The sequence below is a fragment of the Porphyromonas circumdentaria genome (assembly GCF_900167105.1).
GTDB lineage: Bacteria > Bacteroidota > Bacteroidia > Bacteroidales > Porphyromonadaceae > Porphyromonas > Porphyromonas circumdentaria.
In genome coordinates, this window is record NZ_FUXE01000001.1 from 156786 (window position 1) to 180202 (window position 23417).

Annotated in this window: 25 protein-coding genes and 1 other RNA gene; 21 read left to right on the forward strand and 5 right to left on the reverse strand. The window is 40.7% G+C overall.

The features are described 5' to 3' along the window. Positions 1-4 precede the first annotated feature (4 nt). The 4 genes from B5D06_RS00705 to B5D06_RS00720 form a co-directional block, all read right to left on the reverse strand. Positions 5-1081, reverse strand: coding sequence for a TlpA disulfide reductase family protein (locus B5D06_RS00705; RefSeq protein ID WP_078736111.1), 1077 nt, complete (start codon positions 1079-1081; stop codon positions 5-7). A gap of 279 nt (positions 1082-1360) precedes the next feature. Continuing rightward, on the reverse strand, positions 1361-2923 hold the full coding sequence (locus tag B5D06_RS00710) for a T9SS type A sorting domain-containing protein (protein WP_078736112.1): 1563 nt from the start codon (positions 2921-2923) through the stop codon (positions 1361-1363). Positions 2924-3180: 257 nt separating this feature from the next. Then, entirely contained in the window at positions 3181-3876 is a 696-nt protein-coding gene (locus B5D06_RS00715; protein WP_078736113.1) for an SIR2 family NAD-dependent protein deacylase, read from the reverse strand. Between the two features lie 713 nt (positions 3877-4589). Then, complete coding sequence (locus B5D06_RS00720; RefSeq protein WP_078736114.1) at positions 4590-5189, reverse strand: epoxyqueuosine reductase QueH; 600 nt, start codon at positions 5187-5189, stop codon at positions 4590-4592. 244 nt (positions 5190-5433) lie between these two features. On the opposite strand from B5D06_RS00720, the gene B5D06_RS00725 reads away from it, so the two are divergent. The 21 genes from B5D06_RS00725 to B5D06_RS00825 all read left to right on the forward strand — a co-directional run bounded on the left by B5D06_RS00725 (position 5434) and on the right by B5D06_RS00825 (position 23162). Beyond that, positions 5434-5913 (forward strand): Dps family protein, encoded by a 480-nt coding sequence (locus B5D06_RS00725; RefSeq protein WP_078736138.1) that lies wholly within the window; start codon positions 5434-5436, stop codon positions 5911-5913. A gap of 269 nt (positions 5914-6182) precedes the next feature. Further along, positions 6183-6575: a DUF1573 domain-containing protein gene (locus B5D06_RS00730; RefSeq protein WP_078736139.1), complete on the forward strand. Its 393-nt coding sequence runs from the start codon at positions 6183-6185 to the stop codon at positions 6573-6575. Between the two features lie 136 nt (positions 6576-6711). Next, positions 6712-7815, forward strand: coding sequence for a DUF1573 domain-containing protein (locus B5D06_RS00735; RefSeq protein ID WP_078736115.1), 1104 nt, complete (start codon positions 6712-6714; stop codon positions 7813-7815). 23 nt (positions 7816-7838) lie between these two features. After that, entirely contained in the window at positions 7839-8183 is a 345-nt protein-coding gene (locus tag B5D06_RS00740; RefSeq protein WP_078736116.1) for a hypothetical protein, read from the forward strand. Between the two features lie 32 nt (positions 8184-8215). Then, complete coding sequence (gene trmB / locus B5D06_RS00745) at positions 8216-8995, forward strand: tRNA (guanosine(46)-N7)-methyltransferase TrmB (protein WP_078736117.1); 780 nt, start codon at positions 8216-8218, stop codon at positions 8993-8995. Between the two features lie 64 nt (positions 8996-9059). Next, on the forward strand, positions 9060-10172 hold the full coding sequence (locus B5D06_RS00750; RefSeq protein WP_078736118.1) for an Mrp/NBP35 family ATP-binding protein: 1113 nt from the start codon (positions 9060-9062) through the stop codon (positions 10170-10172). Between the two features lie 58 nt (positions 10173-10230). Further along, an RNA gene (gene rnpB / locus B5D06_RS00755) (RNase P RNA component class A) lies at positions 10231-10627 on the forward strand. 42 nt (positions 10628-10669) lie between these two features. Beyond that, complete coding sequence (gene rsmH / locus B5D06_RS00760) at positions 10670-11602, forward strand: 16S rRNA (cytosine(1402)-N(4))-methyltransferase RsmH (protein ID WP_078736119.1); 933 nt, start codon at positions 10670-10672, stop codon at positions 11600-11602. A gap of 137 nt (positions 11603-11739) precedes the next feature. Continuing rightward, entirely contained in the window at positions 11740-12405 is a 666-nt protein-coding gene (locus B5D06_RS00765) for a phosphatidylserine decarboxylase family protein (RefSeq protein WP_184227851.1), read from the forward strand. Between the two features lie 10 nt (positions 12406-12415). Next, positions 12416-13135 (forward strand): CDP-diacylglycerol--serine O-phosphatidyltransferase, encoded by a 720-nt coding sequence (gene pssA / locus B5D06_RS00770; RefSeq protein WP_078736121.1) that lies wholly within the window; start codon positions 12416-12418, stop codon positions 13133-13135. Then, positions 13136-13381, forward strand: coding sequence for a hypothetical protein (locus B5D06_RS00775; protein ID WP_078736122.1), 246 nt, complete (start codon positions 13136-13138; stop codon positions 13379-13381). It abuts the gene before it with no gap. A gap of 55 nt (positions 13382-13436) precedes the next feature. Beyond that, the gene (locus tag B5D06_RS00780) at positions 13437-13733 is read left to right on the forward strand and encodes a hypothetical protein (protein WP_143742539.1); all 297 of its coding nucleotides are present in this window, start codon (positions 13437-13439) and stop codon (positions 13731-13733) included. A 39-nt stretch (positions 13734-13772) separates the two neighbouring features. Continuing rightward, positions 13773-14297 carry a 1-acyl-sn-glycerol-3-phosphate acyltransferase gene (locus tag B5D06_RS00785; protein WP_078736124.1) on the forward strand — a complete coding sequence of 175 codons (525 nt, stop codon included), beginning with the start codon at positions 13773-13775 and terminating at the stop codon, positions 14295-14297. Then, positions 14290-15102 carry a nitrilase family protein gene (locus B5D06_RS00790; protein ID WP_078736125.1) on the forward strand — a complete coding sequence of 271 codons (813 nt, stop codon included), beginning with the start codon at positions 14290-14292 and terminating at the stop codon, positions 15100-15102. The genes B5D06_RS00785 and B5D06_RS00790 overlap by 8 nt, the downstream gene beginning before the upstream one ends. Before the next feature lie 83 nt (positions 15103-15185). Then, on the forward strand, positions 15186-16130 hold the full coding sequence (gene msrB, locus B5D06_RS00795; protein WP_078736126.1) for a peptide-methionine (R)-S-oxide reductase MsrB: 945 nt from the start codon (positions 15186-15188) through the stop codon (positions 16128-16130). Between the two features lie 161 nt (positions 16131-16291). Beyond that, a complete protein-coding gene (locus B5D06_RS00800; RefSeq protein WP_078736127.1) occupies positions 16292-16882 on the forward strand; it encodes a hypothetical protein in 591 nt (196 codons plus the stop codon). 3 nt (positions 16883-16885) lie between these two features. After that, positions 16886-17791, forward strand: coding sequence for a DUF2764 family protein (locus B5D06_RS00805; RefSeq protein ID WP_078736128.1), 906 nt, complete (start codon positions 16886-16888; stop codon positions 17789-17791). A gap of 7 nt (positions 17792-17798) precedes the next feature. Then, positions 17799-19556, forward strand: coding sequence for a V-type ATP synthase subunit A (locus tag B5D06_RS00810; RefSeq protein WP_078736140.1), 1758 nt, complete (start codon positions 17799-17801; stop codon positions 19554-19556). 17 nt (positions 19557-19573) lie between these two features. Next, a complete protein-coding gene (locus B5D06_RS00815) occupies positions 19574-20905 on the forward strand; it encodes a V-type ATP synthase subunit B (RefSeq protein ID WP_078736129.1) in 1332 nt (443 codons plus the stop codon). 17 nt (positions 20906-20922) lie between these two features. Then, entirely contained in the window at positions 20923-21546 is a 624-nt protein-coding gene (locus tag B5D06_RS00820) for a V-type ATP synthase subunit D (RefSeq protein ID WP_078736130.1), read from the forward strand. Further along, a complete protein-coding gene (locus B5D06_RS00825; protein ID WP_078736131.1) occupies positions 21543-23162 on the forward strand; it encodes a V-type ATPase 116kDa subunit family protein in 1620 nt (539 codons plus the stop codon). The genes B5D06_RS00820 and B5D06_RS00825 overlap by 4 nt, the downstream gene beginning before the upstream one ends. Here the strand turns inward: B5D06_RS00825 and B5D06_RS08835 are convergent. Further along, positions 23119-23417, reverse strand: a 299-nt coding sequence (locus B5D06_RS08835; protein WP_143742540.1) for an IS30 family transposase, incomplete at its 5' end; no start/stop codon positions are given. The genes B5D06_RS00825 and B5D06_RS08835 overlap by 44 nt on opposite strands.

The window sequence follows — 23417 nt, forward strand, 5'->3', positions numbered from 1 at the left end:
GTTATTATTTGGATGCCAACTCGAGAATCAACTGCTTCATTTTTTCATCCAATAAGCCTCTTCTAATAATATACCCTTCTGGATCAAAAAGGATAAACTCGGGGAGGTAATCGATTCCATAGGTAAATGTGGAAATGTCGTTCTCGTCTATAATGAGAGGAAAGGCTTCGGGAGATGTGTTGTACTCCTCCTTCAGATGTTCGCGAGAGTCCCAAACAAAGACTCCAACGATTTGAAACTTATTGGGGTTACAAGCGGCTTCCAACTCCAGAAGCTCTGGAAATACTTTACGACAAGGAACGCACCAAGATGCCCAAAAGTCGAGTAGAATATACTTTCCTTTGCCTGTGTAATCGGAAAGAGAGGTTCTCTGATTGTACAAATTAACCCCCTCGAAATCGATGAATCGACTGCCGTGTCCCGTCTTGGAGCGGTTCTTAAAACGTTCTAACTGCGTTCTTATAACCTCGTTGCGTTCGATGATGGGCTCAAGTTTCAGAACTATGGGCTCAATATCTTTTACCGAAAGGGTACCAGCGGTATTGCGAAGTAATTCTGCAAGTGCAAGTCCCCCTGCCAAATCTTCGGGATGCTGTGCGATGAATTCGAGCCCCACTTTTGCTATCTCTTGTTGCATTTCTGTATAGAGAGAGTCTAAGAATTTCTCTCCAGAGGCACGTATCGCGTTCTTTTTTCGTAGAGCGTATAGTCTCCCATGGTGCGCCCCTCGTACGCTGTCGATACTTTCTCTAAAAGCCGTGAATGCTCTGTTAAGAGGTGTCCCAGAGGTATACTTCGGCACTCGAAGAGTTATGTCGCCTGCCTCTATAATTATGGGTTCGGAGCCACCTGCTTCAAAATCTATGTAGGCTGTGCGGAGGCTTAGAGAATCCTTGTATTTTCCTTGAAAGAAAAAATGCCCTCTTTGTATTGTAGTACTGTCTATTGGGGCATCGTTGTCGAAAGAAAGATATACACGACTTCTTTCCTTTGCGTATAGGCTCGAAACTTCTCCAAAAATCTTGAATGTGTTTTGTCTTCTACAAGAAATAATCAGTAATAGACAAAGTACACCTGCCATGAAAGCAGTAATATGAAAGGTCCTAATTCTATTCCTCACCTTGAAAAAATATATACTACATTTGCTCCCTGTACGAAATTATGTAAATCGTCCTAATCTGCCAACGTTCAAAGCTCCTACTTTATTTGGGGGTGGAGCCTCTTAAAGAGGGTAACTTGGAAAACTCAAATGCTATGTGTATCGGAGCTACGAGAGAACTAAACACTATCTGTAGCCCCGATACGTGTTTTTTGAGATACTCACTTTTGTTATGCCCGATGTTGAGCAAGAATAGTAGTATTACTCTTTAATCAAAACAGTGCTTTTCTCTCCTTTTACACCAATTAAATATGCTCCAGATGCCAGAGGAGTAAGGTCGATAGTACCATTGCCCAACAAGTCTGTTTGAGAAGAGAGTAGTAACTCCCCTTGCATACTCATAACTCTAAGTTCCTTTGATGGAGTAGCTCCCTCTATTTTTACAATTCCTTTGGTGGGATTGGGGTGTACTTTTAGACTGTTCTGTTCCACTTTTTCTACGGCAACATCGTTCGTAATGCGAACACAAAATATATCTTGTAAATCGAGCGAATTATCGGGGTGAGCCGTGATATATTTACAAGCAATCAAGTTACCTTCTCCATTGATGATAGGAGACTTCATGTATTTAGTGTTTTCAGGCAGAAATGCCATTATATCGACATTGTATTTCTCTTTGATCCAATCTGGCATTTTGTACACTTTATCGGGTTGAGAGACATCTATAATATAGATGTGAATATTGTCTGTACATATCATATTGCCTTTATTGGTAACTCCTAAGGGAGCGTAGCCCTTTAGTGCGGGAAAGTGGGTGAAAGTTTTATCTTTAATATTGTACAGAGTTGGGTGATATTCCTGTTTTTTTTGAACCTCCATACTTCCTTCTTCGTAACTATATGTATTCTTCATCCAAGCCGAGGCTATATATTTCCCGTTTTCACTCATGAGTATAGGAAGAGTTAGCACTTCGTTTCCTGTTAGCCAGTTCGTTTTCATCATGTAATCCCATTTAGCAAATGCCTTATTGTAGGATTCGATTTGCTGGAAGTACTCTTGAGAACCAGGCTTAGCTGTAACCATTTTTTTGAAATCGGGCTCCAACGCTTTTAGCTCTTGGTATTTGCTCATGTCACAGAAGACAGAGAGAAATGGCAGACTATATTCCCAGCTTCCATCCTCTTGACGTTCGTACAAGATCTGCATCATATATTTCCCCGTTTGGTTGATTATTAAACCTACTATGGTTTTACCATCTTCAGACATTTGACGAGGGGAGACGAATTGAGGAGCTCCTTCATTCAAAAAATCTTTTGGGGGTACGGGAAGGGCGGTGTGTTTCCATTCGTTCTCCCCTACACGTTCCCAAAGAGAGGGAACTACTTCATAGGGTTTGCCTCCATCGGGTTTAATGGCTACTTGCCCTAATATTCTGCTACCATCAGAGTTTATTATGTAAACCGCAGAGGCATCGCCAAAAGGAGCCGAGGGGGTGGGAAGTAAGGTCCAATTTCCATTTTTATAGGTAGCAGGGTGCCCATCATCTGTTTTGCCTACTACAGTGCCATCATCGCTTACATCGAAGAAAACGAGCTGTGACGTTCCAGATTGACACGCTTGGGTGTGTAGTTTTTTAGTCTCGGTATCATAGAAATAGGCCTCTTCATACTGTCTTGTTCCAGAAATGAATCTCCCATTGGGGGATATCCCTTGAGGCGACCAGGGTATGCCTACACGGAGGACTTCTACTTTAGACGATTGTGCTTGTAAACAGAGGGTAAATACTGTTAGCAGGCTTAAGGATAATAACTTTGCTGGTCTCATAACTAAAATAATTTTTGAATTAATCCTGGTGTTGCAAAAACTCTCTACACAAAGATAGGGATATTTGTAAAAATCCAAATAATGTATGGAGTATTATGACTTTATTGGGGTAGAAAAAGGCTTTTAGTTCTCAAAATGGAGCTAAAAGCCTCAATTATTATTTTGGATTACCGTTGGATTATAGCGTGTTCTTCGGCAAAGTAAGCTCCCCTTATAATATGTTTGCCGAGGAAACATTGCGCTGCTACGCTTTACTCTTATTGGAGTAGGCGAAGTTTTTCTTCTAAAATTTTAATTCCTTCTGTTGCTACTGTAGGAATGAACTCTATATTCAGCCCATGTGGGCACTGAACAGGTTTAGGATCAATAATGAATATGGGGATTTGTCGGGGAGTGTACCGTAGCAGGCTGGCAGCAGGATATACATTGAGAGAGGTACCTATGACGATAAAGATATCTGCTTTTTCAGCCAGTTCTATGGCGGGTTCCATCATAGGGACAGCCTCTCCGAACCAAACAATAAAAGGACGCAACTGATGCCCATCGGGGGCAAGGTCGCCCACGCTAATTGCCAACTTTTCAGGGTCAACGGGATAAGTCTTCTGGGTATTAGCTACGGAGCAATTCTTCATGAGTTCTCCGTGCAGGTGTAGTACCCGACTACTGCCAGCCTGCTCGTGAAGATTGTCTACATTCTGAGTGATGATGTCAACGTGCCAATCCTTTTCTAAACGAGCTAAGGTTTTATGGGCTTCGTTGGGAGAGCATTTTAGCAATTCTCTACGGCGCATGGTGTAGAAATCTAATACCAGTTGAGGGTTTTCTCTAAACCCTTCGATAGAGGCTACCTGTTGAACGGGATATTTTTCCCACAATCCATCACTATCTCTAAAGGTGGAGATGCCACTTTCTGCACTAATACCAGCCCCTGTAAGTACTACAATTCTTTTCATTACTATAGTTGTTTTTATGTTGTTAAACCTAAAATAGATGAGGGTGTTAAGAGTCCCGAAGATTTGTCCCGTGTACAGGAAAACTTTTCTCTCGATCTCTCTGCATATTTCTTTCGATAGAGATTGCTAAATGTAATTTCTTTTTGTCTTCATTGATATTTATAGTCTCTTCTCCCCTATTCTTTAAATTAAAAAGGAAAGTGCCAACTTGTTGTAGCCTCTCAACTGATGCAGAAAAGAAAATAGTGCAGAGGACTTATCTATGGCAAAAATAGGAAGAGTTTTTTACTCAGGCTAAAGTTCTTTTTTCTTTGATCCTTGATGCAAGTTCTTCCAGTACAGACTGACAAAACTCGTAGAGGTGGCGAAAAAACTCTTTACCCAATAGTGCAGAGAAAGAGAGGAAAAGGAAGAGAATACAAATCAGAGATAGTAGGAGTATTATAAGAAGAACTTTTTAGGGTTTTCTGAAAAATCAATAAGACTTTGGCTAAAAGTGATTTACTCCTATCTATAAAGTTGTTAGCTAATGAGGAATTCTTTATTTGCAGATTGCGAATATATATATTCAACTTAAATATATGTATATGCAACCTGAAAATATATATATGCAATCTGCAAATAGAGAATTTCTCAGGTCGAAAACTGTTTTTGTCGGGGTGCTTTTGATTTTTCTCTTAGAAGCATTGAGACTATATACGTTCTTTGATGTATTATTGCTGCCTCTTTTTTCGCTCTCCACTCTCTTGGCTAAAAACACAACCACAATAGGTCTGGTTATAGAAACCCTCCTGTAAAATGATTTGTTGACGTAATTCTTGTAGTCCATCTTTACGCCAATTGCGGTGCCAGAAGCAAGTTCCCTCGAATGTAGACTCGGCTTTACGACCAGCTGCTTCTATCTGAGTAAGAGATTTCCAACGTGAGGAGGCCAATGTGGTTGCAAAATAACGTACGCCCATGGCCTGTGCAAAGGCTGCTGTCTTCATGAGTCTGAGCTCAAAGCATCGGGCACAACGCTCTCCTCGCTCAGGAGCTTCTTCGTATCCCTTAATATGCTCAAACCACTGTTCTGCGTCGTAATCTCCGTCGAAAAAGGGGATATCATTGCTTTGAGCGTAACGTACAATCTCTGCCTTTCTGCGATTGTACTCTTCTATGGGATGTATGTTGGGATTGTAGAAGAAGACGATAACCCTTACCCCTCTGCTTTGTAGGGCTTTGATTATAGCCGAAGAGCAGGGGGCACAGCAGGTGTGTAGTACTACTTGCTGAGCACCTTCGGGAATCTCTATTTTACTAAAGTCGTACATCAGTAGGAAGTATTTACTACTACAAAGATATATCCCTCTCTCTTGTTTATTGTAATTTAGTTCTGTCGGTGAAGCTTATTAGAAGCCTCTAAAATGGATTGTTGGGGTGCAATGTGGGAACGAACGGAATGTGAGGGTTTGTCTGTATAGTTTTTATCTATTGATGTATTGTGATAATAGTTTCTTTTCTTCTTTTTTTAGCCCTACCTTTGCTAGCGTAAAACAATTAAACAAAGAAAAGATTATGAAGAATAGTATTTTTTCCATCACAGGTTTGAACTCAAAAGATTTGAAGGAAGTTGTTGCAGGTTTAGAAGCTCTTTTGGCTTCTTATCAGGTTTATTACAATAACCTTCGTGGCTATCACTGGCATGTGCGTGGTCCTCTTTTCTATCAGTTGCACGAGCAATTTGAAAAGTGGTACGATGCAACTGCAGAGAAAATTGATGAAATTGCAGAGCGTCTGTTACAATTGGAGGCAACTCCAGAGAATAGAATGAGTGTACTCATCGGTCAAAGCAAAATCAAGGAAACGACACAAATGACAGATGCTTCTCAAATTTTGCCCGAGATATTGGAAAACTACAAAGTTTTAATGGCTCTCGAAAGAGAAACCTTAAACGCAGCAGCTGAAGCGGGTGATGAAGTAACAGTAGGGCTCATGGGGGATTTCTTGGCGGAGCAAGAGAAAGAAATCTGGATGCTTACAGCTTATTTGGACTAAGAAGTAGTAGGAATTTCAAAATAGCTCTCTCGTCGGCTTGGCTTGAGAGCTCCGAAACTAAAAAAACCTCGTGCGCTCTACATCGAGTCGTGCGGGGTTTTTCGCTTTTTAGGCATGTTTTGATTGCTATTTTTATGGGAAGATAGAATACTACTAACAGATTTGTTTGTATATTTGCGATGGCTCTTAGTCAGTGTTACTACTGTTTGATTAAGAAAATAGCCTTATTGGAAAAGAAGTTTTTATTACGTGTAACAATAAGTACAGTTATGAAAAAAGCAACATTATTAGCCCTTTTTACTTTCCTTTTTACATTGGGAGTGTGGGCACAGAATGAGAAGAAAGAAACTGGTGCCGTAATCAGTGCAGAGATTGTTGAGTATGATTTTGGATCTATAAAGGAGGCTAACGGGCCTGTTTCCTATACCTTCAAGATAAAGAATGTGGGCAAAGCTCCTCTTGTAATCACTCGTATCAATGCATCTTGCGGTTGTACAACCCCTGAATTTTCTACAGAACCTGTCGCTCCAGGTAAGGAAACACCCGTAAAGGTTACGTACAATCCCGCAGGTCGTCCAGGACAGTTTGTTAAAACAATTGCTGTGTATAGTAACGGAAAAGATGGTGCTTTTACTCTTCGTATTAAAGGTGTAGTAGAGTAATAAGTGTATCTAATACATACGGGAAGAACTTCTTAATACAGGTCTCTTTAGGGGAATGGTATTGGAGGTTCTTCTCTGTTTTTATTGAGTTGGATTTCTTTTTATAGTTGTACGGTAGCTAAAGTTTAGCTTGGTAATGGTAAAAAGTAGAGTTCTATACATTGTTGGCTTGTTTCTTCTTTGGGGGCAAGTGACCTCTTTGTATGCACAGAAGGAAGCCCCTCTATTGGTGCTAACAGACTCTGTGTATAATTTTGGTAATATTGCAGAAGAGAGGGGGATGGTTACTGCTACGTTCTCGTTTACCAATCAGGGCACTCTCCCTTTGGTTATTACACAAGTAACTACCGATTGCGGTTGTACCACCTCTTCCTATACACAAGAGGCAGTTGCCCCAGGGAAACAGGGGAGTGTACAAGTCGTTTACAATCCTGTTGGAAGGCCTGGACCTTTTGTGCGCACCGTACGTATTTATTCAAATGCCAATAGAGTTGCAAAAGCGGTTGTAAAAGGTATTGTTACCCAACTGGGGCGAGGAAGCTCTAAGAAGTATTCCCACTCGATAGGTGAGCTTAAGCTGAGCAGTGAAGAGATCTTTTTCTCCGTTACAACGGAGAGGAATCAAACTCCTATCCGCTTGCAACTGTTGAATACTGCTCCTGAAAATTTAAGAGTAAAAGTGGTAAAGGCTCCTTCTTTTTTGAGTTTTGATAAAAAAGAATTCGTACTCTCCTCAAAAGAGCCCGAAGAATTGGAGATAACCCCCAAGATGCCCGAGACGAAGCGCCCTAATATCTATCGGGGTGATATCGTTATAGAAGTATTGGATCAGAATAATGTGGAGAGTAAGGGAAGCGTACGCGTTACAATGCCTTTTTTACAACGCTCTTCATTGCCTACAGAAAAGTCTCCAAAGTTAGAGTTGAACACCTATCACGATTTGGGCGTAATAGAGCCAGGTGCTTCTTTTAAAGGTTTTGTGGAGCTGGATAACGTGGGAGAGGGAGACTTATTGGTCTATGGAGTTATCTCGGGAGACGATGCCCTTAAAATCAACTCATTTGACTCTAAAATAAAAGCCTCTAAAAAGGGCCGCATAAACTATACTATAGATACCCAAAAGATGGGTGGGGGGAGAGAGTTTGCTACTAATGTATCTTTATTGGTAAACGATCCGTCTGCTCCTCTACGAAAGGTAAGGGTGCAAATAAGAACCTTGAATACAAAAAAGAATAAGTAGTAATCTTTGTTGCATATTTGTTTATGAATAACAATCCAAATAATGAACCTTTTGAGTACGATGATACCGAGGCTGTCTCTTTTATCCGTACGAAAATCAGCGAACCTCTTGCTAAAAAACTCTCAGATGATGAGATTTACTATTTCTTGGATCTTATAACAGAGTACTACGAAAGCAGAGGTGTGTTTGAAGAGTTTGAGGAAGAGTCTGATGAAAGTTTTGTTTCTATCGATTTAAACGATATAGCAGATTTTATAATCAAAAATGCTGCTCGAGACCAAATAGGAGAATATACCGAACAAGAAGTCTTGGAGGTGGTAGAGGCCGAAATGGAGTTTTGCGGTTTCAACGAGGTAGAGGAGGAGTAAAAAGATATCAGTTTGCTTCATAATAGACCTCTATGGGACAGAATAAACTCAAGAAATTTGCCGATATCGACACCTATAAATGCGTATTGCAGTATCCCTACGCCCGTTTAGAGGCGGAGGGGTTTCCCTATCGAGGCTCTTGGAGGGAGAACTTCTTTCATTCCCTAAAGCCTATTGTCGTGGAGCTTGGTTGTGGAAGAGGGGAGTATACAGTAGAGTTGGCTCGAGAGGATAAGGAAAGACTCTATATTGGTATTGACCGTAAGGGGGCGCGAATTTGGGGTGGAGCTACGATTGCAGAGAGAGAAGGGTATACGAATGTGGCTTTTCTGAGAACCGATATAAACTTACTGGAACGCTTTTTTGCTCCAGGAGAAGTCGACGAACTTTGGATTACGTTCCCCGACCCGCAAATGAACAAAACGAGAGCTCGTTTGGTATCTTCTATGGCTTTTTCCCTTTACAAGAAGATATTACGCTCTAATGGTCGTATTCACCTCAAAACAGATAGCCCCTTTTTGTATGCTTATGCAAAGAGTTTGTTGCAGGTCAATGAGATCCCTGTAATACTTGACACTGCCGATCTCTATGGAGACGGAGGGGAGGTTCTAAAGCAGATACCTGACATACAGACGCAGTTTGAGCGTCAATGGCTCAGCCGGGGTAAGAGTATCAAATATTTATCTTGGTACCTGCCTACAGATAGACTTTCTCCTTTTATAGAACCAGCGGAAGAGCCCGATCATGATGACTATCACAGTGCTCCAAGGGGGTATCAGCCCACGAAAGGGGGAGTGATACCAAACTCTTGAGAGGGGGATAAAAATACCTCTTTTGCCGTTTGTTTATTAAAACCGAATTGTTGTTTGAAAAGTTATGACACATTTATATCCTTCTTTGCTATTGGATGCCCTCAAGCATGTGCGTTACCCTGGTACGGGAGAAGACATTGTCTCCTCGGGTATGGTGCAGGATGATATACGAATAGAGGGAATGAAAGTTTCATTTTCGATTCGTTTCCCGAAAGCGAACGATCCTTTCTCTAAATCCCTTATTAAGGCTGCCGAACAGGCTATCCTTACTTATGCTTCTCCCGAGGCAGAGATAAAAGGGAACATAACAGCTCTTTTCGAAGCTCCCAAACCAGAGGTTAAGGAAAATCCTTTGGAAGATGTTCGTAATATTATAGCAGTTTTCTCTGGAAAAGGAGGGGTGGGAAAAAGCACTCTTACAGCCAATTTGGCTGTCTCTTTAGCAAGAAAAGGCTATAAGGTGGGCTTGCTGGATGCCGATATCTATGGTCCCTCCATGCCCAAAATGTTTGGCTGTGAAGAGGCTCGCCCCATAGCCGAACAGACTCCAGAGGGAGATAAAATTGTCCCTGTAGAGGTGATGCATGGTATAAAGCTACTTTCTATTGGGTTCTTTGTAGATGCCGATAAAGCTCTAGTATGGCGTGGAGTGATGGCTTCAAATGCTTTAGGACAGCTCATCAAAGATGCCCTTTGGAGAGAGTTGGATTATCTCTTAATTGATATGCCTCCTGGTACTAGCGACATTCACTTGACCCTGGTACAGACAGTGGGTATAACGGGGGCTATTGTAGTAACCACCCCTCAGGAGATAGCCTTGATAGATGCTCGCAAGGGAGTTGATATGTTTACAGCGGACAAAGTCTCTGTACCTATATTAGGTATTGTCGAGAATATGTCTTGGTTTACTCCAGCAGAGTTGCCAGAAAATAAATATTACATTTTTGGTAATGGAGGTGGAAAGCGTCTTGCCGAGGAACTTAATGTGCCCCTCTTGGCACAAATACCTCTTGTACAAGGAGTGTGTGAAGGGGGCGATACTGGAGTCCCTGTCGCTGCCAGAGAGGAGTCGCTTTTAGCTTCTTACTTTGCGGGTTTAGCAGATAGAGTGATAGAGCAAGTAGCTTTACGCAATGAGAGTGAACCTCCCACGCAAAAAGTAGAGATTACTACTTGACGTTTCTTTAAGTAAGAATTGTTGGAGAGGGAATAGATAGATAATTATAGAAAGAAGTATAGCAAATCGGCTTGTCGCTGTCTGATGTTCTTTTGAATGGCGGAGAGAGGAAAGTCCGGGCAACATAGAGCACCATACTTCCTAACGGGAAGCTCTTTCTCCTTTTTTATTTCGGATGAAATAGTTGGGACAAAGGGAGTAGTGTAACAGAGAATGACCGCTTCATTTCGGTGAAGTAAGGGTGAAAAGGTGAGGTAAGAGCTCACCGGAAGGGGTAGTGATGCCCTTTGCCGTACACCTTATGGGTTGTAAGATCAAGTATACCGATGTTTGTGAGGGTGGCTCGTCCTCTATCGGGGGGTAGATCGCTTGAGCTATGCGGTGACGCATGGTCTAGATTAATGACAAGCACCGTTTTTACGGTACAGAACCCGGCTTATAGATTTGCTATATTTTGTTCTATTTTTAAGAGAGTATAGTTTGTGTCTTACAGAGATATGTATGATTTAGAAAATAATACGACTTATCATTTGCCTGTGTTGCGTATAGAGGCTGTGGAGGCTTTGATTTCCGACCCTAATGGGATTTATGTAGACGCTACTATGGGGGGAGCAGGCCATACACAAACTATTCTTCAAGCATTAGGCCCTCGGGGGGTATTGTATAGTTTTGATAGAGATCCCGATGCAATTGCAAATGTGCCCAAAGATGATAGATGTGTTTTTATTGCCTCTAATTTTAGACATATAAGCCAGTGGATGGCCTACTATGGGGTAGCTCATGTAGATGGGATTTTAGCCGATTTAGGTGTTTCTTCTCATCATTTTGACACTGCAGATCGGGGCTTTAGTTTCCGTTATGAAGAGGCTTTACCCGATATGCGTATGAACAACAGATCTGGGGTAACTGCTGCAGATATACTTAATACATATTCCGAAGAGGCTTTAGCCGATCTTTTTTACTATTACGGAGAGCTAAGAGATGCCCGAAAAATAGCTTCTCTTCTTGTTGGTAAGTCTACAGATGTACGTTCTTATAAGACTTTAAGCGAGGTTATAAATCGTATAGAGCCTACGCTTCCAGCTAATGCACAGCAGCGAAGAAAAAAGTTGAGTCAGCTTTTTCAAGCACTTCGTATAGAAGTTAATGATGAGTTAGGAGCTTTGCGTACTTTGCTTTCTTCCTCTGAGCGATTATTAGCTCCCGAAGGGCGCATTGTCATACTTACATATCACTCTTTGGAGGATCGTATTGTTAAGGATTGGGGTAAAGGAAAGGACAATACGGAAGATGTACTCCATTCCGTGTATGGGCTTTCAAAGAATCCTATAGAGGCCTTGACGCGAAAGCCTATACTCCCCTCCGAAGAGGAGATAAGGGTAAATTCTCGTGCTCGTAGTGCCAAAATGAGAGTCTATAAAGTCAGTTAAGAATTTTGTGGTACAGAGAGCGTAGCAATACCTTTTTGGAAGAAGATAAACGACTGTTTCAAGAGCTAAAAGAGAATAGTATGGCGAGAATAGGTTATTTTTGTGTTGTTTGAAGTGGAAAGACATATTTTGAGATGATAAAAGTTCACCATGAAGGGGTAGGTATCCTTATAAGTTTCTTCCTCGTTTTTGTTGTTGCTTGTATAACAGCTTTCTTTTATGCTCACTGGCTAGTATTTTGGGTTGTTTTGCTTGCTTCAATTGTTTTAATGGGGTTGGCATTGAATTTTTTTAGAAGCCCACACCGTTACAACCCTGCCGTGAATGAAGAGGGTGTGTTAGTAGCGCCCGCCGATGGAGAGTTGGTGGTTGTAGAGGAAACTTTTGAAGAAGAATATTTTCGAGAAAGATGTCTGAAAGTTTCTATTTTTATGTCTATTTTCGATGTGCATGCTAACTGGTTTTGTTGCAATGGGGTGGTAAAGTTTGTAGGGCATGCAGAGGGAAATTTCTTGAAAGCTTATTTGCCCAAAAGTAGTGTGGAAAATGAGCGATCTGCTGTAATAATAGAGACCCCACAGGGGCATAGGATTTTGGAACGACAGATTGCAGGTGCGGTGGCTCGTCGTATTGTAACCTATCCCGAAGAAAATGACCAAGTGACCATTAATGACTTTATCGGGTTCATTAAATTTGGTTCTCGTATAGATTTATATCTTCCCTTGGGCACAGAAATTTATTTGAAGCCAGGCGTGAAGGTCAAAGGAAATACTACTGTATTAGGGAAGTTACCTTCAATGTAGGTTGTTCGTCATGAATAGAATAAAGGCTTTTATTCCCAATTTTATAACCTTGATGAATTTATTCTCGGGGTGTTTGGCTATCTATTTTTCTCTTGCTAAGGGCGATTTGGAAACCGCATCATGGATGATTGTTATAGCAGGTGTTTTTGATCTTTTTGATGGGCTAATAGCTCGTTTATTAGGAGCACAGAGCAATATAGGAGCAGATTTGGATTCTCTTTCCGATGTTGTAAGTTTTGGAGTCGCTCCCTCTTTTCTACTTTTCCAATACATTATGATGAGAGGAGGAGAAAGTTGTTTTTTCTGGGCTCTTCCCTCTTTTGTAATAGCTCTTTTTGCAGCTTACCGCCTTGCCAAGTTTAATAATGATACCAGACAAACTACGAGTTTTATAGGCTTACCAGTTCCTGCTTGTGCTCTTTTTTGGATAGGTATAGTATCTATATTACCCTCTCTTTCTGACTATCTAACTACAGTTACTTTAGTTATACCCATTTACTTCCTTCTTCTCCTGACTGGGTGGGCTATGGTTGCCGAAATACCCTTATTGAGCTTTAAAATTCATTTCCCTATCGCAAGTAGAGAAGACAGACGAAAGGCTTTTTTGGGATTGTTTTTAGTCTTGCTGGGAATTATTTTCGGTCGCTTATGGGGATGGGGTGGAGTTAGTGCCGTTATACTTTGCTACTTCATTGGTTCTATGGTAATGAGAGATAAACAAGATAGATAAATGATGTTGATTCTAGTTCTATTGCTCTTTATTCTTTTTCTGCTTCTACTTATAGGGGGGAGGATTTTTTCGGCTCTGTTAGGGCTTTTTGTCCCTCCTTTCAAAGCAAACTCATCGCAGAAAGAAAGGAAAAAGAGTGCTTCTTCTGCTCCCAGAGAAAAGGTCGATATGGAAGAAGTTAACCTTCGTCGCTTCGATAAAGATCAAGGCGAATACGTAGATTTTGAAGAAGAACGTAGAGAATAGGTAATGAATAATACCTAAGTTTGTAGAGTACAAAAACAATAAAATAAAAATGATTATGGCTTCGAAGAGAAATTTGAAAAAAGGAATAAAAGAGATAACTACTTATTTAGTAGACGATATTTTGCTTTTATATAACATACTGGGAGAAGATAGTTTCTCAGAAATAGAGTCTCTTTTATGTCGTACTGTAGCCCTCAGTGTAGAAACAGTAACAAAGGTTTCTCATGCTATTGGAACCAAAAACTCTACTTCAGTGAAAGAGTACTATAAGAATTTACAGGAAAAATTCAATGACGAAGTTGAGGAGATTGAGGAGTCTATAGAGAAATTATTGGAGAAAAATATAAACTAAGAAACATTGAACTTTATCGCGAAAGGATTGCTTAGGATAATGGGGTGGAAGTTGATATTTCCCCCCGATAATCCTAAGAAAAGTGTTATATGCGTAGCCCCTCACACGAGCAACGCTGATTTCTTTGTAGGAAAACTTTACTATAGTTCTATTGGACGCAAAGCATCCTTTATGATGAAGAAGGAGTTATTCTTTTTCCCTTTAGGCTTTTTCTTGAAGGCTGTGGGGGGGATTCCGATTGATCGTTCCCGAAAAGGGGAAGTGGTTAATACTATGGTAAGCCTCTTTCAAAAGAGAGATGTCTTTTCTGTAGCAATAACTCCAGAGGGAACGCGTAAACCTGTAGAAGTATGGAAAAGTGGATTTTATAGAATTGCCCTACAAGCAGGCGTTCCTATTCAATTAGCTCGTATAGATTTTGCTCAAAAAGAAGTTGGAATATTTGCTACTTTTTATCCGACAGGTAATGAAGAAGCGGATGTCTGTTATATACGTAGCCTATACTCAAGTAAGCAAGCTAAATATCCACAGAATTTTATAGAGTATACCAATAACAATGATTAGTGAAACTCTGAAGATAGCTTTGGCACAGGTGGATATTGCTTGGGAAAAACCCCTTAAAAACTTGGAGGTCATCCATGCAAAATCTCTGGAGGCTGCTCGTCAGCAGGCAGATTTGATTGTTTTTCCAGAGGTGATGACTACAGGGTTTTCGATGGATGTTAAAAGGGTTGCAGAACCTTTGCCCAGTCCTTCGATAGGCCGTATTCAAGAAATAGCAAAAGAAACGAATGTCGCAATTGTTTCTTCGATATTAGTAGCCGATGGAGATAAGTTCTACAATAGAGCCTATATAATTACCCCCGATGGAGAGACGTTTTTTCAGGATAAACGTCATCTTTTTAGAATGGGAGGAGAGTCAAAATCTGTTTCTCCTGCAAGAGAGCGTTCTATTTTTACTTATCGAGGTTGGCGCATTCTATTGATAGCTTGCTACGATTTGAGATTCCCTGTTTGGTGTCGTAACAAAGCCAACGAGTATGATTTGCTTATAGATGTGGCAAACTGGCCAGAAGCACGTCGAGTGGTTTGGAGCACTTTGCTTAAAGCACGTGCAATGGAAAATATTGCTTATGTCTGCGGGGTCAATAGAGTTGGTGTAGACCCAGAAAACTTTGTCTATACGGGAGATTCGGTCTTGATTGATTCTCGAGGCAAGGAGATGGCTATTTGCCCTCCAAAAGAAGAAACTCTACGGGTTGTAGCTATAGAAAAAGCTCCACTGGAAAGGATGCGTGAAAAGTTCCCTGCATGGCTCGATATTGATCCTTTTGTTTTGGATTTAGAGTCTCCTTATCCTATTTATTAAGTGTTTAAATTTTTCCCCTTTTGATATCCTTCTATTTCTTATCACTCATCATTTATAATACTTTGATTAGTTTGAATTTTCATATGCCAGCAGAACAGCCTCAAAAGACAAAAACAATCTATTTAGCAGGCGGTTGTTTTTGGGGAATGCAAAGTTATTTTGAAGGAGTACAAGGAGTTGTTAATACAGCTGTTGGTTACGCCAATGCTAACCGTCCCAACCCTCGTTACGAAGATGTTGATTCCGATTACGCAGAGGTTATCCGTATTGAATATGATACGAGCCAGTGTTCGTTAACTTTCTTGTTAGACCTCTATTTCGATGTCATAGATCCTACTTCACTGAATAAACAGGGAGGAGATGTTGGTAGACAATACAGAACTGGTATATACTATGTAGATGAAGAGGATGCTATTGTTGTGACCAAGGCTTTAGAACAATTAGCCTTACGATACAAAGTTCCAATTGTTGTGGAAAACTCCCCCCTGATCAACTTTTACTTAGCAGAGGAGTATCATCAAAACTATTTGAGAAAAAATCCTGCTGGCTATTGTCATATAGGAAGAGATAAGATTGCAAAGGCCCGTCAAGCAAAGTATATTGACCGAGATGCTCTTCGCAGTCGCCTTACAGAAATGCAATATTATGTGACGCAGGAAAAAGGAACAGAACCACCTTTTAGGAATGAGTATTACAATCATTTTCAGAAGGGGATTTATGTGGACATTATAGATGGCACTCCTCTTTTTATTTCTTCTGATAAGTTTGAGAGTGGTTGCGGTTGGCCCGCTTTTTCTGCTCCTATAGACGCTTCTGTGGTGAATTATTTTCAAGATCTTTCCCATGGAATGGATCGAGTAGAAGTGCGGAGTAAGAGCAGTGGAGCTCACTTGGGACACGTTTTTGAAGATGGACCAATAGAGTCTGGCGGAGAACGCTTTTGCATAAATAGTGCAGCTCTACGTTTTATCCCCATGGAGAGGATGGAAGAAGAGGGATATGGCGATTACATTAAGCTAATAAAGTAGCCTTTTTCTTGAGGGCTAATTTTTCTCTAATTGGCTTTATAGCTATATATGGGGATATAAAATTTTTTATTTTACCTTTGTGCAAGTTTTCTAAGAAGGGGGAATATATCTCTCTATTGTTAGGTTTTGAAATAATTTAAATTATATAGTTGTTTTAGGATATGGATGCTAAGATCAGGGAGTTAACTGATAAGATTTTTAATGAGGGAGTTGAAAAGGGTAAGCAACAAGCTAATCAGTTGATTGCTGAGGCTGAACAAAAAAGTCAAGAGATTCTATCTGGAGCTAAGGTTGAAGCAGATCGTATACTAAAGGATGCTGAAAAGAATGCTTCTGAATTAAAGAAGAATACAGAATCTGAATTGAAGTTGTATGCTAATCAAACTATTGAAGCTCTTAAAGTAGCCGTTGCTGATAGCATTACAGATAAAATTGTAGACGCAAATATTAAGGCTGCTGCACAAAATCCTGATTTTATGCGTAATATCATCCTTAAGGTAGTTCAAAATTGGACTCCTGGGGAGGAGGTTGTTATTGAGGCTGCCGATGCAAAGGAATTGGAGTCTTACTTTATGAATAATGCAAAAGATTTGCTCAACGGAACAGTTACGATAGAAGAGGCTGCAGGGTATACAACTAATTTTGTTCTTAAACCTAAGGATGGAGCTTATAAGATTGAGTTCGGTCAAGAAGAATTAATCGCTTTCTTTAAGAATTTCCTTCGTCCTCGTTTGGTTGAAATGCTTTTTTAAGTTATGGCCAAATATTATGCCACAATATCGGGTCTTCCCAATATAGGAGTTGACGATAGAAAGATTCCTTTTTCGTCAGACTTCTTTTTCGAGGACCTTAAACATGAGTTAACAACTGCAGATAAGAAGCTCTTTTTGGAAATTCGCTGGGAGGAAGAGAATCATTTTCTGATAGATTTCCTAGTGGATTCCGAGGCTGCGCGAGAAGCTGAAGAGCAACCGACTCTTTTTTCATACGATGAGTTGGAGCTTGTTTTAGTTGCTCTCAAAAAGAAGGAACGTCTTCCCAAGAATTCACTTCCTCCCTATTTTATCCCATTTTTAAAGGAATTCATTGTTGAGAGAGAAGAGGACGAAGAACCCCTTTCGGAGGAGGAGATGCGTATCTGGCCTACTCGACTTGAGGATAAATTGGCCGATTTTTACTTTTCTTACGTCTTGAAAAGTAAGAACGATTTTGTTTCGGATTGGTCTCGTTTCAATTTAGATATAAGAAATGTCTTTGCCACTTTTACAAGTCGTAAACTTGGGTGGGATCCTAAAGAATATATAGTAGGAAATACAGAGATAGAACAAAAGCTAAGGGCTTCCTCTTTACCTCATTTAGGCGTTTCGGAGGATGATATATCCTACATTAATACATTGGTTTCTATTCAAAACGAGAGTGATATTACTCGCCGGGAAAGAATGATTGATGTTTTGAAATGGAATTGGTTGGAGGAGAAAACTTTTGACCTCGTTTTCGATATAGAAAGTTTGTTAGCTTATTATTTACGTCTGCGTATCATAGAGCGTTGGACGGAATTAAATGAAAAAACAGGAGAGGAGACTTTCCGTAGTATTGTTGCGACTTTGAAGAAAGAGAGTAACACCTCTCTGAATGAGTTTAAGAAAAATCAAAAGAAATAATATATCCATGACAAAAGGAGTTGTTAAGGGGATTGTGTCCAATCTTGTAACCGTAGAGGTTGATGGCCCAGTTTCTCAAAACGAAATTTGTTTTATCACAGTAGATGAAACTCGTTTAATGAGCGAGGTTATCAAGATTATTGGTAGCAGGGTTTTTGTTCAAGTTTTCGAAAGCACCCGTGGAATGCGTGTCGGTGATGAGGCTGAATTCATGGGGCATATGTTAGAGGTAACATTAGGTCCAGGTTTGTTGTCAAAGAATTTTGATGGACTTCAAAATGATTTGGACAAAATGGAAGGTATATTCTTGCAAAGAGGATCTTATACTTATCCATTGGATAAGGGACGACAATGGGACTTTAAACGCATTGCTCAAGTTGGAGATATCGTAGAGGCAGGCTCTTGGCTTGGAGAAGTGGATGAAAACTTTCAACCTCACAAGATCATGGTTCCTTTTGTTTTTGAGGGAACTTACAAAGTTCTTAGTATCAAGGAGGATGGTAAGTATATGGCAGAGGAGGAGATCGCCGTTCTTGAGGATAAGAATGGTGTTAAACACTCCGTGACAATGATTCAGAAATGGCCTGTGAAAAAAGCTATTTCTTGTTATGCCGAAAAACCTCGTCCTTTTAAGTTGTTAGAAACAGGGGTTCGCACTTTAGACACTCTTAATCCTATCGTAGAGGGAGGTACTGGGTTTATCCCTGGGCCTTTTGGTACTGGAAAAACAGTATTGCAGCATGCCATATCAAAACAGGCAGAGGCAGATATCGTCATCATTGCGGCTTGTGGAGAGCGTGCGAATGAAGTGGTGGAAATCTTTGCGGAGTTTCCTGAATTGGTCGACCCTCATACGGGGCGTAAATTGATGGAGCGTACCATCATTATTGCAAATACATCTAACATGCCTGTCGCAGCTCGTGAAGCTTCTGTATACACGGCTATGACTATTGCAGAATACTACCGTTCAATGGGGCTTAGGGTGTTGCTTATGGCAGACTCTACATCCCGCTGGGCACAAGCTCTTCGTGAGATGTCTAACCGTTTGGAAGAGTTGCCAGGTCCTGACGCCTTTCCTATGGAGTTGTCGGCAATCGTTGCAAACTTCTATGCTCGTTCTGGGTATGTTTATCTCAATAATGGAAAGTCAGGTTCTGTAACTTTTATTGGAACAGTTTCTCCTGCAGGAGGTAACTTGAAAGAACCAGTTACAGAAAATACAAAGAAGGTAGCTCGTTGTTTCTATGCATTGGAGCAAGAGCGCGCAGATAGAAAACGTTATCCAGCGGTAAATCCTATTGACAGCTATTCTAAGTATTTGGAGTATCCAGAAGTACAAGATTATCTTTCTAAACATATTTCTTCTACTTGGATAGAGATGGTACGTGAAGCCAAAATGAATTTGCAAAGAGGCAAGGAGATTTCCGAGCAGATAAACATTCTTGGAGATGATGGGGTTCCCGTAGAATATCATGTAACTTTCTGGAAAGCTGAGCTTATTGACTTCGTAATCTTACAACAGGATGCTTTTGATGATATAGATTGTAACACCCCTTTGAGCCGTCAGAAGTACATGTTGGAGTTAGTTACTAAAATTTGTCGAGCAAAGTTCGACTTTGAAGACTTCAACCAGGTAACTGCATACTTCAAGAATCTTATTAACGTACTTAGACAGATGAACTATTCACTTTACGAAAGTGATGATTTCAAGAAGTATTATGCTCAGTGCGAGGAGCTCTTGAGTACTAAGTTGAATAACAACTAATAATCTCCCAAAAATCTATGGCAACACAAGCTTTTAAGAAGATATATACCAAGATAACAAATGTTACCAAGGCTACTTGTATGCTCAAAGCTACAGGTGTCGGTAATGATGAATTGGCTCAGATACACGGTCGTCTGGCTCAGGTCGTGAAAATTGTTGGAGAGGAAGTTACTCTTCAGGTTTTTGAAGGGACTGAAGGTATTCCTACGAATGCTGAGGTCGTTTTTATGGGCAAGGCTCCAACGCTGAAAGTAGGAGACCAGTTGGCTGGTCGTTTCTTCAATGCCTATGGATTTCCTATTGATGGAGGGGCAGTTCCTGAGGGAAAGGAGGTAGAGCTCGGAGGCCCTTCGGTAAATCCAGTGCGTCGTAAACAACCTTCTGAGTTAATTGCAACGGGAATTGCAGGAATAGACCTGAACAATACTCTGGTAACAGGTCAAAAGATACCTTTCTTTACTGATCCAGACCAACCTTTTAATGAGGTGATGGCTATGGTGGCGATGCGTGCTAAGAGTGATAAAATTATTCTGGGAGGTATGGGAATGACTAATGATGACTACTTGTTCTTCAAGAATACATTTAGTAACGCTGGTGCACTGGATCGTATCGTTAGCTTTATCAATACAACAGAGGATCCTTCTGTAGAGCGCCTTTTGATACCAGATATGGCACTTACAGCAGCAGAGTATTTTGCCGTAGAAAAGAATGAAAAAGTGCTTGTTCTTCTGACGGATATGACCAACTATGCCGACGCTTTGGCGATCGTTTCTAATCGTATGGATCAGATCCCTTCGAAAGACTCTATGCCAGGATCTATTTACTCAGATCTTGCTAAAATTTATGAGAAGGCTGTACAGTTCCCTGAAGGGGGGTCTATCACCATTATTGCGGTAACTACTCTGTCGGGAGGTGATATCACGCATGCTGTACCTGATAATACAGGGTACATTACGGAAGGGCAGCTTTACTTACGTAGAGATACTAACGTGGGTAAGGTTATTATTGATCCATTCCGTTCACTCTCTCGTTTGAAGCAGCTTGTTATTGGTAAGAAAACGCGTGAAGATCACCCACAAGTAATGAACGCGGCCGTTCGTCTTTTCTCAGATGCGGCAAATGCTCAAACAAAGATGGAGAATGGATTTGATCTTACTGATTACGATACTCGTTCTTTAGCTTTTGCAGAGGATTACTCTCGTCAGTTACTCGCAATTGACGTGAACGTTGATACAGATGAAATGCTTGATATTGCCTGGAGGCTTTTTGCAGAACACTTTACCCCAACAGAGGTAAACCTAAGACAGGCTCTTGTCGATAAGTATTGGGTAGGAGAGAAAAATGCTTAATAGAGGCTGTATAGGTTATGGCTATTAAGTTTCAGTATAATAGAACTTCTCTTCAGCAGCAAGAAAAACAGCTAAAGATGCGTGTTCGTACACTCCCTACTATTAAAAGTAAGGAGAGTGCCTTGCGCCTTGAGGTAAAAAAGACCAAAACAGAGGCCGCAAATTTGGAACGCAAGTTAGAAGAGGGGATTTCGAGCTATCACCACATGGTTGGTCTCTGGAATGAATTTGACACCAGCCTTATAACAGTACGTAATGTGCGCCTTTCCTCCAAAAAGATTGCAGGGGTACTTGTGCCTGTTTTGGATGGAATTGATTTTGAGGTGAAGTCTTTTAGTTTATTTAATTCTCCTTCTTGGTTTTCCGAAGGCCTTGATCTTCTTAAGGTACTTGCAACAACAGGTATTGAAGCTGAGTTTTTGGGGTTAAAACTGGATTTTTTGGAGTATGCTCGAAAGAAAACAACTCAGAAAGTAAATCTTTTTGAGAAAGTACAGATTCCTGGCTATAAGGATGCTATTCGGAAAATTAAGCGTTACTTGGAGGATGAAGAAAGTCTTTCTAAGTCTTCTCAGAAGATTATGCGTGCAAATATTGAAGAACGTGAACGTAAGGAGAAAGAGAAGGAGGCTAGGCTATGATTGAAAGAATGCATAAATATCTTTTCTTGGTTTATCACAAAGAGTATGAGGCTTTTTTACATCAGCTACGTTCTCTGGGTGTCGTGCATATTAAGGAGAATAAAAATACAAAGCAATTCGACGAGTTGCAATCTTTGTTGAGCACAAGAAAGGAACTTGCAAGTTTAGTTCGACACATTAAAGCCCGTCGCTCCAAAGATGCCCCAGAGGTAACTTCTGTTATTCCCGCAACATTGGAGGGAGGAGAGAAAGCTATAAAGGAAATCTTACAGTTGTTCAAAGATGAAGAGCATTTTGTAAATCAAGTTGCCTCCCAAAAAAGGGAGATTGCTTATTGGAATATTTGGGGGGAGTATAGTGTTGAGTTATTACAAAAGCTCAAAGAGCATGGCTATCCTATTCATTTCCACATGGTGCCTTCCCAACAGTATAAGGAGGAGTGGGAGACAACTTTCCGTGCTGTGCGAATAAATGATTTGAGGGCACAGACCTACTTCATAACGATAGGGGAGCTCCCTGCTGGAGAGTATTTAGGGGCAGAGGAGATAAAAGCTCCGAAGTATACAATTGCCGAGAAAGAGGAACAGTTGAGTCTTTTAGAGCAGGAATTGGAGAGTATCAGAAAGAAGATTACGGAGTTTGCCGATACTCGTATAGGAGAGTTGCAGGGATATGATTTGTTATTGAGCCGTCAATATGACTTCTCAAACGCTTTGTTACAAGCTGATACCGAGGCAGAGGATACTTTGATGCTATTAGAAGGGTGGGTGCCTGAGAAAATTTCTGAGACACTGACTGACTCTTTAGCAGATACTTTGTGCTATTTCAAGCAAGTAGAGATTGAGGAGAGTGACAATATTCCTATAAAATTGTCCAATAACCGCTATGCTCGTTTGTTTGAACCCATCACGAAGATGTACTCACTGCCCAACTATGGAGAAATAGATATTACGGCTCTTTTTGCTCCATTTTTCATGCTTTTCTTTGCTCTTTGTTTCGGAGACGGAGGTTATGGATTATTGCTTTTCTTGGGAGCAACTATCGCAAAGATGAAAACAAAGTCAGCTTCCGTTAAGTCTCTCTCTTCTATGATGCAGTGGTTAGGAGGTACTACAGCCATTGTTGGCTCCCTTATGGGAACTGTTTTTGGTATGGTAATGCCTTGGGCTGGAAATGATCTTTTAGGTAGCGTAAGCGACGACTACTTCTTAAATCAAGACAATATGATGGCTCTTGCTGTAGTATTGGGGCTTATACAGATTGTTTTTGGTAAGTTCATCGCGGGTTATAAAACGCAAAAGCAACGTGGCTTTAAGTATGGATTATCCAGCTACGCCTGGGCGATGCTTATACTATTTGGAGCACTGGGTTATGTTGCCAGTATGTTGTCCTCCTCTCAGGGAGATTGGGCCAAGGCAGTATCTCAAGTGTTCTTTGGCATAGCAGCGGTTTCATTTTTGATAGCTCTTTTCTACAATACTCCAGGAAAGAATATCTTCCTGAATTTAGGTTCTGGCCTTTGGGCTACGTACAACAATGCCTCTGGGCTTTTGGGAGATGCAGATTCCAGAGTCAAGTGCAACGTTGTTGCAAATATACGTCAAGGGCTTCTATAGGAGATTGAAAGTTTAGCTTTTTTCTGGGTCTGTTGTTTAGCAGGCTTTGTATTGTTTTGATTTGTAGTTTCGATATTTCGGAGAAAGAGGTTCCTTTCGGTATATATTGTCTTATTAGTTTGTTTAGATGTTCTATGTGTGGTTTGTCGGTTGAGCAATAGGGTTTTGCAAAGAAAACGGGAATTTTGAGTGCCCTTTCGATGGAAGAAAAAGCCATAAACTCGGCACCATTGTCCGTTGTGATGGAATGTAGCA

Excerpts from the sequence above, each read along its gene's own strand:
- B5D06_RS00705 (WP_078736111.1), bottom strand. The coding sequence starts at position 1,081 with ATGGCAGGTGTACTTTGTCTATTACTGATTATTTCTTGTAGAAGACAA.
- B5D06_RS00710 (WP_078736112.1), bottom strand. The coding sequence starts at position 2,923 with ATGAGACCAGCAAAGTTATTATCCTTAAGCCTGCTAACAGTATTTACC.
- B5D06_RS00715 (WP_078736113.1), bottom strand. The coding sequence starts at position 3,876 with ATGAAAAGAATTGTAGTACTTACAGGGGCTGGTATTAGTGCAGAAAGT.
- B5D06_RS00720 (WP_078736114.1), bottom strand. The coding sequence starts at position 5,189 with ATGTACGACTTTAGTAAAATAGAGATTCCCGAAGGTGCTCAGCAAGTA.
- B5D06_RS00725 (WP_078736138.1), top strand. The coding sequence starts at position 5,434 with ATGAAGAATAGTATTTTTTCCATCACAGGTTTGAACTCAAAAGATTTG.
- B5D06_RS00730 (WP_078736139.1), top strand. The coding sequence starts at position 6,183 with ATGAAAAAAGCAACATTATTAGCCCTTTTTACTTTCCTTTTTACATTG.
- B5D06_RS00735 (WP_078736115.1), top strand. The coding sequence starts at position 6,712 with ATGGTAAAAAGTAGAGTTCTATACATTGTTGGCTTGTTTCTTCTTTGG.
- B5D06_RS00740 (WP_078736116.1), top strand. The coding sequence starts at position 7,839 with ATGAATAACAATCCAAATAATGAACCTTTTGAGTACGATGATACCGAG.
- trmB (WP_078736117.1), top strand. The coding sequence starts at position 8,216 with ATGGGACAGAATAAACTCAAGAAATTTGCCGATATCGACACCTATAAA.
- B5D06_RS00750 (WP_078736118.1), top strand. The coding sequence starts at position 9,060 with ATGACACATTTATATCCTTCTTTGCTATTGGATGCCCTCAAGCATGTG.
- rsmH (WP_078736119.1), top strand. The coding sequence starts at position 10,670 with ATGTATGATTTAGAAAATAATACGACTTATCATTTGCCTGTGTTGCGT.
- pssA (WP_078736121.1), top strand. The coding sequence starts at position 12,416 with ATGAATAGAATAAAGGCTTTTATTCCCAATTTTATAACCTTGATGAAT.
- B5D06_RS00775 (WP_078736122.1), top strand. The coding sequence starts at position 13,136 with ATGATGTTGATTCTAGTTCTATTGCTCTTTATTCTTTTTCTGCTTCTA.
- B5D06_RS00780 (WP_143742539.1), top strand. The coding sequence starts at position 13,437 with ATGGCTTCGAAGAGAAATTTGAAAAAAGGAATAAAAGAGATAACTACT.
- B5D06_RS00785 (WP_078736124.1), top strand. The coding sequence starts at position 13,773 with ATGGGGTGGAAGTTGATATTTCCCCCCGATAATCCTAAGAAAAGTGTT.
- B5D06_RS00790 (WP_078736125.1), top strand. The coding sequence starts at position 14,290 with ATGATTAGTGAAACTCTGAAGATAGCTTTGGCACAGGTGGATATTGCT.
- msrB (WP_078736126.1), top strand. The coding sequence starts at position 15,186 with ATGCCAGCAGAACAGCCTCAAAAGACAAAAACAATCTATTTAGCAGGC.
- B5D06_RS00800 (WP_078736127.1), top strand. The coding sequence starts at position 16,292 with ATGGATGCTAAGATCAGGGAGTTAACTGATAAGATTTTTAATGAGGGA.
- B5D06_RS00805 (WP_078736128.1), top strand. The coding sequence starts at position 16,886 with ATGGCCAAATATTATGCCACAATATCGGGTCTTCCCAATATAGGAGTT.
- B5D06_RS00810 (WP_078736140.1), top strand. The coding sequence starts at position 17,799 with ATGACAAAAGGAGTTGTTAAGGGGATTGTGTCCAATCTTGTAACCGTA.
- B5D06_RS00815 (WP_078736129.1), top strand. The coding sequence starts at position 19,574 with ATGGCAACACAAGCTTTTAAGAAGATATATACCAAGATAACAAATGTT.
- B5D06_RS00820 (WP_078736130.1), top strand. The coding sequence starts at position 20,923 with ATGGCTATTAAGTTTCAGTATAATAGAACTTCTCTTCAGCAGCAAGAA.
- B5D06_RS00825 (WP_078736131.1), top strand. The coding sequence starts at position 21,543 with ATGATTGAAAGAATGCATAAATATCTTTTCTTGGTTTATCACAAAGAG.